Genomic DNA, 12,455 nt, shown 5'->3' with positions numbered 1-12,455 from the left:
AATACTATAAAATTAAAAAAGACGTTTAGAAATATTGCTAAACGTCTTTTTTTTGTGCTCTACTATTTTGTAAAACTTCTTTGCTTACAGCATTAATAAACAATAAACCACAACGAATCAATTACTACTTTTCGCTAAGCTTAACAATTTTAAAGTTGTTCTTAAATTTCTAGTTGTTGCTGTTACTTTTAATTTTCTTTCAAATAAATGGTTCGAAAGTTTGGTTTTTGCAAATGTTGATGGACAATAAAGATATACAACATCACCATTAATGCTATATTGGTCTTCTCCTGTAGTACTTAATTCAATTTTTTGGATTTCTGTTGGCTTATCTAAAAATGTAAAGGCTACTATTTTTTCATTTTCGGTAGAGAAAGGATAGTGTTCTATAGCTGATTCCCATTCAGTAATTGTTCTGCTAAGTACAGCAACTGTATGACCAAACCTATTTAAAATGGCTGCTGATATATTTTTTTGAATTGTGTATTTAGTTGCTGTTGTGTCTAAAATAATGTTACCACTTTGAATGTAAGTTTGCACATTGTAAAAGTTCAAATTCTTAAGTAACGCACGTAACTCTGCCATGGGAATTTTGTTTCTACCTGAAACATTGATTCCTCGAAGTAAAACAATATATCTTTTCATATGGTTTATAAACCCTCTATTGGTTTCTTTTAGTTATATTCTTCTTTTAACAAGTTTAGCCCTGATTGAGGCATTGTTGGAGCTCCTTGAAAAGAGCGACTGCCGAAAGCAGGTAATAGCTTCAAATAATTTTATGGCGCTTTAATTTATAACCCTGCAATTTTATCTTCTTTTAAAATTTCGTTAGTTTCTTGCAGAACTTTTTCTAGAATTACTTTCAATTCTTTTTGGGTGATCTCTAAATGTGTATGCACCTCATCATCAGCAATTAAATTCAACAGTGCTTTGTCTTGTGCCCTACCTTTATCCATAGCTTCTTTATAACCAATATGTTCATTAAAGGTGACTAAAGAATATTTTGACGAATATTGATTTGGAAATGTTTTCTCTAAATTCATTTCCAATTGCCTTTTTTCTTTAAACAACGGATTTGCCACATGATCTCGCATTTCGTAAAAATTATCAATCGCTAAATCTGCAATAGCATCTGTATCTTTTTTTCGTGCTTTGTGATATGTTTTAAAAACCATTTCCCAATTTATGGTTTCTTGAGAATCTTCAAAATGATTTAAAATTTCATCGAAAACAAAAACATCTTCAAACGAAGCATTCATACCTTGGCCGTAAAAAGGCACAATAGCATGGGCAGCATCTCCCATTAAAAGCGTTTTATCTTGATAGGACCAAGGGCTACATTTAATTGTGCCTAAAGGACCTGTTGGGTTATTAGCAAACTCTTCTTTTATATTCGGAATTAAAGCCAAAGCATCTGGAAATTCTTTCTCAAAAAAGGCTATAATGTTTTCTTCGGATGTTAAATAGTTAAAATTATATTCGCCTTCATCGTAACTTAAAAATAAAGTTACTGTAAAGCTGCCATCTCTATTTGGTAATGCAATCAACATAAAATCGCCTCTTGGCCAAATGTGTAAATGTTGTTTGCTTATTTGATGATTTCCGTTTTTATCAGCAGGAATTTCTAGCTCTTTATAACCGTGATTTAAATAGTTTTGAGAGTAACTGAATAAAAATTTACGTTCTGAAACGTAGCTTTTTCGTAATGACGAACCTGCACCATCTGTTCCAAAAATTACATCAGCTTTTACCTTGAATTGTTCATTGGTTTCGTAATTTTTAAAATACGCTATTTTATTTTCGATAGCTACTTTTTTGCATCCACTATTAAAATGAATGGTTACATTTTCGTGTTGTTCTGCTTCGTCTAACAAAATGGCATTTAAATCGCCTCTAGAAATTGAGTTGATATATTCGTTTTCTCTTCCTGAATAATTTGATGCAAACGTATTTCCTGCTCTATCATGCATTAATCTACCAAACATGGGTATGCAAATTTCTCTGGCTTTTTCTTCCATACCACATAATCGTAACGCTTTTAATCCTCTGTCTGATAATGCTAAATTGATAGATCGTCCAGCAGAAATGTCTACTTTTCGTAAATCGGGTCTGCTTTCGTAGACGTCAACTTTGTAGCCTCTTTGTGCTAATCTTAAAGCTAAAAGAGATCCGCAAAGCCCTGCTCCTATTATTAATACGTTATTATTGTTAATCATATGATATTACCCTAGTCTAATTTAACTTATTTTTCAAAAATTGATAATCTTCGTATTCTATTTTTAAATTAGACAACGATAATTTTTGTATTTCGTTGTTTTCATTCAGAAAACTAAGGAAGTCGGTTTTAGTATTTATTTTTATTTTAGAAAAATCTTTATACATAAAGTTTGCCTTAACTACTTCTTTAATACACATTACAATTCGCTTATCTGTAATTACCAAATAATCGTTTCCTTTCTCCATAAACAAACTTAAAATTCCGAATATTTGGTATTGCCAAAAACCAATATCACTTCTAGTTTTTAATTTTACCAAAATTTCTTCTCCTTTCGTAATTTTAGAAAAAACACTCATTTTTATAACAGTCGTTTTAAAACTGCAACCATTTGCCAAACATCCATAAACGAATTATACATAGGTACAGGTGCACAACGTATAACATCTGGCTCTCGCCAATCTGTAATTATATTGTTTTCTGTTAATTTTTGATGCAAACGTTTGTCTGCATTTTTAACTTGAATGGATAATTGACAACCTCTTTCTTTCGGATTTTTTGGAGTGATAATTTTAATATCCTCACTACCAATTTCATTAATTAAAAACTCAAAAAAGCCCGTTAATTTTTCTGATTTTTCTCGTAAATCATCCATTCCGATTTCATCAAACAAATCTAAAGAAGCTTTTATGGCTGCCATAGTTAGTATTGGCGGATTTGATAATTGCCAACCTTCTGCACCTTCCATCACATCAAAAGGCATTCTCATATTAAAACGAGTTGCTTTATTATGATTCCACCAACCTGCAAAACGTGGCAAATTTTTATTTTTAGCATGTTTTTCGTGTACAAAAATTCCTGCTAAACTTCCTGGGCCAGCATTTAAATATTTATACGTGCACCAAGCTGCAAAATCTACATTTGATTCGTGTAAATTGGGTTGAATATTTCCAGCTCCGTGTGCTAAATCAATACCAACTACACAGTTTTTTGAATGCCCAATTTCTGCAATTTTTTTAAGATCTAAAAACTGACCTGTATAATAATTGACGCCTCCAATTAGCAAGAGAGCAATTTCATCACCTTTTGTAGCAATAATTTCTTCTAAATCTTCGATTCTTAATAGCTCTTCATTTTTTCTAGGTTTCCATGCTATGATATCATCCTCAGAGAAACCATGAAATTTTAGTTGACTTTGTACTGCATATCTATCTGAAGGAAATGCATCAGACTCAATAACAATTTTATATTTTGTTTTGGTAGGTCTGTAAAAACTCACCATTAACAAATGTAAATTTGTTGTTAAGGTGTTCATTATAACCGTTTCCAGTGGTTTTGCACCTACAATTTTTGCCATTTTATCAGTTAAATATTCGTGATAATTTAGCCACGGATTTTTAGCTTCAAAATGACCTTCTACACCCAAATTTGCCCAATCTTCTAATTCTTGATTGATATATTTTTTAGTTGATTTTGGTTGTAAACCCAAAGAATTTCCTGTGAAATACAACCAATCATTACCATCATTATCTTTAGGAATATGATATTGATTTCGTAAATAAGCAAGTTTATCTTCTTGGTCTAACTGTTGCGCAAAAGCTAATGTGTTTTGGTATTTCATCAATAAAAAATGATTTAATCCAAATATAAAACAATCCTAATTCAATTTCAATCTTTTGAGTTTTGATTTTTGTATTTTAGCTCAAAATGAATTTAATGAAATCCTTTACATACATCTTAATTTTCAGCTTCTTCTTATTCATCTCTTGTGATGACAAAGACAAAGAATTAAAAAAAATACAGCAATATGTTTCTTTAGTGCAAATGACGGAAACACCAGACCAAAGAGTGGCGTTATTTGATGTAGACGTTACCTACCAAGAAGAAAAAGTTGTGCTTAAAGGTGTAACAACAAATAAGTCGCCAATGTTTAAATTAAAGAACATTCTTGGTAACAATTACATAAAATACATCAATAAAATTAGGGTTTTACCAGATTCTGCTGTGGGCACTTTAAAATATGCAATTGCTAATAATTCTGTAATTAATATTAGAAGCAAACCGAAACATTCGGCTGAATTAGGCACTCAAGGTTTATTGGGAATGCCTTTAAAAGTTTTGGATAAAAAAGGTGATTTTTATAGAGTTCAAACTCCAGACAAATATATTTCTTGGGTAGATAAAGGCGGTATTACAAGAATGAATCAGCGTGATTTTGATGATTGGAACGCAGCTGAAAAAATTATTTTTACGAATAATTTTGGGTATGTATATGCAGAAAAAAATGAAAATTCTACAATAGTTTCTGATATAACTTTAGGTGGAATTTTAAAATTTAAAGGTTTCGATGCGAATTTCTTTGAAGTAGAATACCCTGATCAAAGAACAGGTTTTGTAAAAAAAGATGCAGCAATTTATTATACTACTTGGCTGCAAAATTTAGTTGTATCTCAAAAAAATATTGAGCAAACTGCAAAATCCATGATTGGTTTTCCATATTTATGGGGTGGCACATCTAGCAAAGGGATGGATTGTAGTGGTTTTACGAAAATGGTGTATTTTATGAATGGCTTTATTATTCCAAGGGATGCTTCTCAACAAGTTAAAGCCGGAAAAATAATTGATACCGATTTAAAATTTGAAGGTTTAGAAAAGGGGGATTTACTTTTTTTTGGTAAAAAAGCAACTGCGGATAAAGGGCAAAAAGTAACCCATGTAGGCATTTGGTTGGGAAATGAAAAAGGAGAATTTATTCACGCTTCTGGAAATGTGCATATCAGTTCTATAGATGATTTTGAACCAAATTATGATGAATTTAATAAAAATAGGTATTTAGGAAGTAGACGTTATTTAGGGGTTAAAGATGATTTAATTGTTGATTTTAAAGAAAAAGATATTCTTTACTAACACTTGATAAAGGTGAAGTTCATTTTAGTAACATTCCATTTTCATCTTTTTTTGCTAATCTTGTACCAATCAAAAATTAAAAAACCTTGATGATTACCCTTTATAAAAAAAGGTGTTTTATCGTCTTAAAAATAAAACATCGTTAGCAACTTAGTTCTTAAACTTCAACACTTCACTTCTGCCCTTTTTAAAAATTTTATTGCTAGCATGTTTCCCTTTTCTTAATTCTTTTTGCTTTTCGTAAGGCAAATGAATTACTTCTTGGCATTCAGAAGAACAACAATTTTCTAACTTTTCAGCACATTCGTCACATTGAATAAATAACAAATGACAACCTTCGTTTGCACAATTGGTATGAGTATCACAAGGTTTTCCACATTGATGACAATTGGCAATTACATCATCAGAAATTTTTTCTGCTCTTCTGTGATCAAATACAAAATTTTTACCAATAAATTTATTTTCGATGCCTTCAGTATTTACCTGACGCGTATATTCTATAATACCACCTTCTAACTGAAAAACATTTTTAAAACCCTTATGTTTGTAGTAGGCAGAGGCTTTTTCACAACGAATTCCGCCAGTACAATACATCAATAAATTTTTATCTTCTTTATTGTCTTTTAAGTCTGCTTCAATAATATCTAATGAATCTCTAAAAGTATCTACATCAGGAGTTACAGCACCATCAAAATGCCCAATTTCACTTTCGTAATGGTTACGCATATCTACACAAACTGTATTAGGGTTTGCTAACATTTCGTTGAATTGTTTTGCATTTAAATGCACACCTTTATCAGTTACATCAAAAGTTTCGTCATTTAAACCATCTGCTACAATTTTGTTTCTAACTTTTACTTTTAGTTTTAAAAAAGATTTATTGTCTTGCTCAATAGCAATATTTAATCGAATATCTTTTAAAAAAGAAATAGAATCCAATTGATCTTTTAAAGCATATAAGTTTTCTGATGGCACAGACAATTGTGCGTTAATGCCTTCGTAAGAAACATAAATTCTACCTAAAACATCTAAAGCGTTCCACTCTAAAAATAATTTGTCTCTAAGGATTTGAGGGCTTTTTATCTGATGGTATTGATAAAAAGAAATCGTGAGTCTGTCTTTACCAGCCTCATCAATTAATGCAGCACGTTCTTTCGCGCTTAATTTATTGTACAGTTGCATGCTATACCAATTTTTTAAGCTGAAATTTTGCACAAAGTTTACCTCAGTGCAATTCAGGTTGATTAATAAATAATTTTTGCAAATGTAGGTAAATCTTTAAAATAGCAATCAATCAAATTTAACTTTCTAAAAATCAACCTAAATATTACTAAAACGATTTCTTAAATAAATACAAAACCTAACTTTTATCATGTTTTTCTTTACCTATCTCACCTAAATTTGAACTGTAATTAAGAAATACATAAAACATTAAATACATAAAGTCATGCAATTAGAAGAACTCATTTTAGAAAAACCACAAGAAAAAAATTTTAACGAAGGTGTTTGGAACACTTCTATTAACGTAAGAGATTTTGTTTTTAAAAACATTACTCCATATAGAGGAGATGATACTTTCTTAGTTGGCCCAACACAAAGAACTCAAAAACTTTGGGAAGTTTGTAAACAAGGGATGGAACAAGAAAGGTTAAATAACGGTGTACACTCTGTAGATACAGAAACCATTTCTGGTGTTGCTAGTTTTGGTGCAGGGTATATTGATAAAGAAAACGAGGTTATTGTTGGTTTACAAACTGATGGTTTGTTAAAAAGAGCCATGAAACCTTTTGGTGGTTACAAAGTGGTTCAAAAAGCCTTACAAGAACATGGCTTAAAACCAAGTGAAGAAATCAACGAATTGTTTACAAAGTATGTAAAAACGCATAATGATGGGGTTTTTGATGCTTATAATGCAGAAATTAGAAAATTCCGTTCTTTAGGATTTTTAACTGGTTTACCAGACAATTATGCGCGTGGAAGAGTTATTGGAGATTACAGACGTGTTGCTTTATATGGAATTGATAAATTAATCGAGACTAAAAAAGAAGACTTAAACAACATTGAAGGACCAATGTCTGATGCTGTAATTCGTTTAAGAGAAGAAGTTTCTGAACAAATTAGAGCTTTAAAAGATATGATTACAATGGGTAATCATTATGGATTAGAACTAAATCGTCCTGCTGAAAATGCTCAAGAAGCTGTTCAATGGACATATATGGCATATTTAGCTGCCGTAAAAGAACAAGATGGTGCTGCAATGTCTTTAGGTAATGTATCTACGTTCTTAGATATTTTTATCCAAAGAGATCTTGAAAATGGAAAAATCACAGAAGATGAAGCACAAGAATACATTGATCAATTTGTGATGAAACTAAGAATGGTACGTCATTTAAGAATGGCTGCTTATGATGAAATTTTTGCTGGAGACCCAACTTGGGTAACAGAAGCAATTGGTGGTATGTTAAACGATGGTAGAACCAAAGTTACCAAAACTGCCTACCGTTTCTTAAATACATTATACAATTTAGGCCCATCACCAGAACCAAATATTACAGTATTATGGTCTCCATTATTGCCTCAAAACTTTAAAAATTTCTGTGCAAAAGTTTCTATTGACACCTCATCAATTCAGTTTGAAAATGATGATTTAATGAGAGAATTAAGAGGTTCTGACGATTACGGAATTGCATGTTGTGTTTCTTACCAAGAAATAGGAAAACAAATTCAGTTTTTTGGAGCTAGAACTAACTTAGCAAAAACGCTATTATTAGCCATAAATGGTGGAAGATGTGAAATTACTGGTAAGCAAATGGTAAAAGGAATCGAGCCTTGTAATTGCGAAGTTTTAGACTTTGATAAGGTAATGAAAAACTTTAAAGTTGCTATGACAGAAGTTGCCAGAGTTTATAATGATGCTATGAACATCATTCACTACATGCACGATAAATATTACTACGAAAAAGCTCAAATGGCTTTAATTGATACCAATCCAGATATTAATATCGCTTACGGTATTGCAGGTTTATCAATTGTAGCAGATTCTTTAGCTGCCATAAAATATGCAACTGTAAAACCAATAAGAAACGAAGAAGGTTTAACTGTAGATTTTAAAATTGAAGGCGATTTCCCTAAATATGGAAATGATGATGACAGAGCAGATATTTTTGCACACAATGCTGTAGAAGACTTTAACAACGAATTAAAAAAGTTAAAAGTGTACAAAAATGCAGAACCAACCATGTCTGTATTAACCATTACTTCTAACGTTGTTTACGGTAAAAAAACTGGAGCTACACCAGATGGTAGAGCAAAAGGAATCCCTTTTGCACCAGGCGCAAACCCAATGCACGGAAGAGATACCAATGGCGCAATTGCTTCATTAAACTCTGTTGCAAAAATTGATTATAAAGATTCTCAAGACGGAATCTCTAACACCTTCTCTATTGTTCCAAAATCTTTAGGAGCTAGTAAAGAAGATAGAATAGATAATTTAGTAACGGCTTTAAACGGTTATTTTGATCATGGAGCACAACACTTAAATGTAAATGTGTTAGACAAAGAAACTTTATTAGATGCCATGGAACACCCAGAAAATCACCCACAATTAACCATTAGAGTTTCTGGATATGCCGTTAATTTTATAAGATTAACCAAAGAACAACAAATGGAAGTTATTTCACGTTCGTTCCACGAGTCTATGTAGTCCTTTTTATGTATTTTCTTAAGGGATTCAAAAAATAAAATTTACTCATTATAGGGTGTGTTTATCAATAAGTATAAATAAATTTAGTATTTTTTTGAATCCCTTTCTTTTTTTCAATTAAAATATAACGTTATCAAAATAAAAGAAAACATATTAAATGTACATTCCATCGAGTCTTTTGGTACTCATGATGGGCCTGGAATTAGAATGGTAGTTTTTTTACAAGGCTGTAAATTAAAATGTCAATATTGCCATAATCCAGACACGATAGATACTCATGGAGGTCAAGAATATCATATTGAAGAATTGGTAAAAAAAGCGGTAAATATGAAGTCTTATTTTGGTGATAAAGGCGGAGTTACTGTTTCTGGTGGCGAACCTGTTTTACAAGCCACCAATTTAATTCCTTTTTTTAAACGATTAAAAGAAGAAGGCATCCATACAAATTTAGATACCAATGGCCGTGTTTTAAATCACCCAGTAATTGAATTATTAGATAATTACACAGATTTGGTGATGCTAGATATCAAACACATGACAGAAGAAGGCTTTCGAAAAATCACTGGCAAACAAAATAAAGAAACTACTTTTAACTTTGCGAAACACAGAGAAGCATCAGGAAAAAAAATGTGGTTGCGATATGTATTGATTCCTGGAATTACGAATACACCTGAATTGTTACATCAATTAGGCCAATATTTTAAAGATTACAAAACCATAGCGCAAATAGAGTTGCAACCTTACCATAAATTAGGAATCCATAAATGGGATGCTTTAGGTTGGGAATATGAGTTAAAAGATGCTAGAGAAAACACTCCAGAAGAGTTAGAAAACGCTTCCACTATTTTAAGCAACTACTTTAAAAAAGTAAAAATTAATTAAAAAGAAATTTCATTTTAAGCTAATTTAAACATCAAACTTCTCATTTTTTTTTGAGAACTATATTTCCATGAAAACCTACAAAGAAGAACACAAACCTGCGTCAACATTTAATAGCAGAACAGCATATTTAGAAAACGAATTAAAAATAATGAAACCCAGAAGGTTTAAATTAAATCTTCCTGGTAGAGATTTTAAATTTGAATGGGAAGATTTAGTACCAGCTTTAGCAGGTACTTTAGGAATTATTGCCATGTATTCTTCTGTTATGATGGCTTGGGCAGAAGGCCTAACCAACGCTTGGGATCATATTACATTAGGCAAAGAATTTGCTATTGAAGTTTCTCGAGTAGAAATGATTATTCCTGCTTTTCTTTTTGTAATTCTAGCTTCAGGTTTTTTTAATCCAAGAGCCAATCTAGCTGGTAATCATGGCCCTATGATTCCGTTAATTGCTAGTATTGCTTTAGCTGGAGCACATCCGTTAGCTTTAGCGATTTTAATTGGTGTTTTTGGCTTAGTGCTTAGTTTTTTAAAAGGCGGTTCTCGTTTGGTAAATTTAACAAGCAAAGGTGTTGCAGGCGGATTGTTAATATTTTTAGGTTTTTCTGGGGCATTAAGTCAAATTAAAACCATTCAATCTTGGAGCATGGGGCTTTCCTCATCCTCTGTAGAATTAGGCTCAATAGGATATTTAGGACTCGTAATATTGGCTATAACAGTTTTATTATATAGTTATTTGGCAAGAATAGATAAACGATGGTTGGCCATTCCTGCATGTGCTATTACTGCTTTAATCATTGCGCTAATTGGTGGTGCAAGTTTCGATTTACAGTTTACTACAGAAATGGGCTTACCCAATTTAAACCCAGCATATTGGTGGGGTAGCACAGAAGAAGGCTGGATGCTAGGATTACCAAATACCCAACACTTTGTAGCTTCTTTGCCTTTTGCCATTTTAGCTGTGGCCATGTGGTCTCCAGACTTTTTAGGACATCGAATTTTTCAAGAAATGAATTATCCCAAAAAAACCGACAAAGTTTTAATGGATGTAGACGATACTATGACCATGTGTTCTATTCGTCAAATGGTAGGTACTGCAGTTGGTGGAGGAAACATCACCTCATCTTGGGGAACCTATCTAATACCTGCTGCCATTGCCAAAAGACCAATTCCTGCAGGTGCTATTTTATTAGGTATTATCGTTATTGCCATTGCTATTTTAGGTAGCCCTATGGATGTTGCTGTTTGGCCTCCTGTAAGGTGTATTGCACTTTTAGTTGGTGTATTTTTACCTATGATTGAAGCCGGAATTCAAATGATAAAAGAAAGTGCTTCTGCACAAGCTGCTGGTATTTGCATTTTTATGGCAATGGTTACAAACCCAGTAATTGCATGGGCTTTCGCCATGTTTTTAGATAATAATGGTTTAATTGGCGATAAGAAAAGACCTAAAAATCTTAGCTTAGTAGATCGATTAATTATACCTCTTAGTATTCTTGTTATTTGTGTAATTGCAGTTTTATCTGTAGGAATGTTTAAAAACATTTACGGTATAGAAGCGTTCTTTTAAGAATCTTTATCATATGTAAAACCTTTTAGTTTTATCGCTGAAAGGTTTTTCGTTTATATAGAATTTATATCAACTTGTTAAAATTTAAACATTACAAATTATTTTGGTAAATATTTTTTAAAATGATGGCCACAATTAATTTTGTTAGCATCTTTGCACCCTTATAAAAGCATAAATAACAAACTAATGAAAATAGCTGTAGTTGGCGCAACTGGAATGGTTGGCACAGTAATGTTAAAAGTATTAGAAGAGCGTAATTTACCAATCACAGAATTGATTCCTGTGGCTTCAGAAAGATCTGCTGGTAAAAAATTATCATACAAAGGAAATGACTACACAGTGGTTACCTTAGAGGATGCTGTTAACTTAAAACCAGATGTGGCTTTATTTTCTGCTGGAGGTGATACTTCTTTAGAATGGGCACCCAAATTTGCAGAAGTTGGCACAACTGTTATCGATAATTCTTCTGCTTGGAGAATGGATCCTACTAAAAAATTAGTAGTTCCAGAAATTAATGGTGATGTGTTAACTGCTGATGATAAAATCATTGCAAATCCTAACTGTTCTACCATTCAATTGGTAATGGCTTTAGCCCCTTTACACAAAAAATACACCATGAAACGTGTGGTAATCTCTACCTATCAATCTGTATCTGGAACTGGTGTAAAAGCAGTACAACAGTTAGATAATGAAGAAGCTGGTATTGATGGTGAAATGGCGTATCCACATAAAATTGGTAGAAATGCATTACCACATTGTGATATTTTTTTAGAAAATGGATATACCAAAGAAGAAATGAAATTGGTTAAAGAGCCAAAGAAAATTTTACGCGACGATTCTTTCTCTGTTACTGCCACTGCAGTTCGTATTCCTACTGCTGGTGGACATTCTGAAGCCGTAAATGTTCAGTTTGAGAATGATTTTGATTTATCAGAAGTTCGTAAAATTTTAAGTGAAACTCCAGGAGTAATTGTAGAAGATGATTTGGCAAATAACTTATATCCTATGCCAATAAATGCACACAACAAAGACGAAGTTTTTGTCGGTAGAATTAGACGCGATGAATCTCAAGAAAATACCTTAAATTTGTGGATAGTTGCAGATAACCTAAGAAAAGGTGCAGCTACAAATACAGTGCAAATTGCAGAATATTTAATCGAGAAAAATTTAGTCTAATT

10 protein-coding genes are annotated in these 12,455 nt (G+C 32.1%); 5 read left to right on the top strand and 5 right to left on the bottom strand.

Annotated elements, in window-relative coordinates; genetic code table 11:
• Window positions 1-117: 117 nt before the first annotated feature.
• From ACTG3V_RS08520 to kynU, 4 genes are all read right to left on the bottom strand, one after another.
• Window positions 118-645 carry a DUF1697 domain-containing protein gene (locus tag ACTG3V_RS08520; protein WP_439131736.1) on the bottom strand — a complete coding sequence of 176 codons (528 nt, stop codon included), beginning with the start codon at window positions 643-645 and terminating at the stop codon, window positions 118-120.
• Window positions 646-791: 146 nt separating this feature from the next.
• Complete coding sequence (locus ACTG3V_RS08515) at window positions 792-2,216, bottom strand: FAD-dependent oxidoreductase (RefSeq protein WP_439131735.1); 1,425 nt, start codon at window positions 2,214-2,216, stop codon at window positions 792-794.
• Window positions 2,217-2,232: 16 nt separating this feature from the next.
• Complete coding sequence (locus ACTG3V_RS08510) at window positions 2,233-2,574, bottom strand: hypothetical protein (RefSeq protein WP_439131734.1); 342 nt, start codon at window positions 2,572-2,574, stop codon at window positions 2,233-2,235.
• A 2-nt stretch (window positions 2,575-2,576) separates the two neighbouring features.
• Complete coding sequence (kynU, locus tag ACTG3V_RS08505; RefSeq protein ID WP_439131733.1) at window positions 2,577-3,836, bottom strand: kynureninase; 1,260 nt, start codon at window positions 3,834-3,836, stop codon at window positions 2,577-2,579.
• Between the two features lie 95 nt (window positions 3,837-3,931).
• Here kynU and ACTG3V_RS08500 point away from each other — a divergent pair, with 95 nt between their 5' ends.
• Window positions 3,932-5,122 carry a C40 family peptidase gene (locus tag ACTG3V_RS08500; RefSeq protein WP_439131732.1) on the top strand — a complete coding sequence of 397 codons (1,191 nt, stop codon included), beginning with the start codon at window positions 3,932-3,934 and terminating at the stop codon, window positions 5,120-5,122.
• 150 nt (window positions 5,123-5,272) lie between these two features.
• Here the strand turns inward: ACTG3V_RS08500 and trhO are convergent, their stop codons facing one another.
• Window positions 5,273-6,304 (bottom strand): oxygen-dependent tRNA uridine(34) hydroxylase TrhO, encoded by a 1,032-nt coding sequence (gene trhO, locus ACTG3V_RS08495; RefSeq protein ID WP_439131731.1) that lies wholly within the window; start codon window positions 6,302-6,304, stop codon window positions 5,273-5,275.
• A gap of 265 nt (window positions 6,305-6,569) precedes the next feature.
• On the opposite strand from trhO, the gene pflB reads away from it, so the two are divergent.
• The 4 genes from pflB to ACTG3V_RS08475 all read left to right on the top strand — a co-directional run bounded on the left by pflB (window position 6,570) and on the right by ACTG3V_RS08475 (window position 12,453).
• Window positions 6,570-8,825, top strand: coding sequence for a formate C-acetyltransferase (gene pflB, locus ACTG3V_RS08490; protein ID WP_439131730.1), 2,256 nt, complete (start codon window positions 6,570-6,572; stop codon window positions 8,823-8,825).
• Between the two features lie 132 nt (window positions 8,826-8,957).
• Window positions 8,958-9,707 carry a pyruvate formate-lyase-activating protein gene (pflA, locus tag ACTG3V_RS08485; protein WP_439131756.1) on the top strand — a complete coding sequence of 250 codons (750 nt, stop codon included), beginning with the start codon at window positions 8,958-8,960 and terminating at the stop codon, window positions 9,705-9,707.
• Between the two features lie 67 nt (window positions 9,708-9,774).
• Window positions 9,775-11,277, top strand: coding sequence for a DUF3360 family protein (locus ACTG3V_RS08480; protein WP_439131729.1), 1,503 nt, complete (start codon window positions 9,775-9,777; stop codon window positions 11,275-11,277).
• A 186-nt stretch (window positions 11,278-11,463) separates the two neighbouring features.
• Window positions 11,464-12,453 (top strand): aspartate-semialdehyde dehydrogenase, encoded by a 990-nt coding sequence (locus tag ACTG3V_RS08475; RefSeq protein WP_439131728.1) that lies wholly within the window; start codon window positions 11,464-11,466, stop codon window positions 12,451-12,453.
• Window positions 12,454-12,455 lie beyond the last annotated feature (2 nt).

This window comes from Polaribacter sp. (assembly GCF_965660385.1).
Lineage (GTDB): Bacteria > Bacteroidota > Bacteroidia > Flavobacteriales > Flavobacteriaceae > Polaribacter.
This window is presented reverse-complemented; position numbering and strand designations above follow the sequence as displayed.

Bases quoted from the DNA above. Each gene is read 5' to 3' on its own strand.
- ACTG3V_RS08510 (WP_439131734.1), bottom strand. From the start codon at position 2,574: ATGAGTGTTTTTTCTAAAATTACGAAAGGAGAAGAAATTTTGGTAAAA.
- ACTG3V_RS08520 (WP_439131736.1), bottom strand. From the start codon at position 645: ATGAAAAGATATATTGTTTTACTTCGAGGAATCAATGTTTCAGGTAGA.
- ACTG3V_RS08515 (WP_439131735.1), bottom strand. From the start codon at position 2,216: ATGATTAACAATAATAACGTATTAATAATAGGAGCAGGGCTTTGCGGA.
- kynU (WP_439131733.1), bottom strand. From the start codon at position 3,836: ATGAAATACCAAAACACATTAGCTTTTGCGCAACAGTTAGACCAAGAA.
- trhO (WP_439131731.1), bottom strand. From the start codon at position 6,304: ATGCAACTGTACAATAAATTAAGCGCGAAAGAACGTGCTGCATTAATT.
- ACTG3V_RS08500 (WP_439131732.1), top strand. From the start codon at position 3,932: ATGAAATCCTTTACATACATCTTAATTTTCAGCTTCTTCTTATTCATC.
- ACTG3V_RS08480 (WP_439131729.1), top strand. From the start codon at position 9,775: ATGAAAACCTACAAAGAAGAACACAAACCTGCGTCAACATTTAATAGC.
- pflB (WP_439131730.1), top strand. From the start codon at position 6,570: ATGCAATTAGAAGAACTCATTTTAGAAAAACCACAAGAAAAAAATTTT.
- ACTG3V_RS08475 (WP_439131728.1), top strand. From the start codon at position 11,464: ATGAAAATAGCTGTAGTTGGCGCAACTGGAATGGTTGGCACAGTAATG.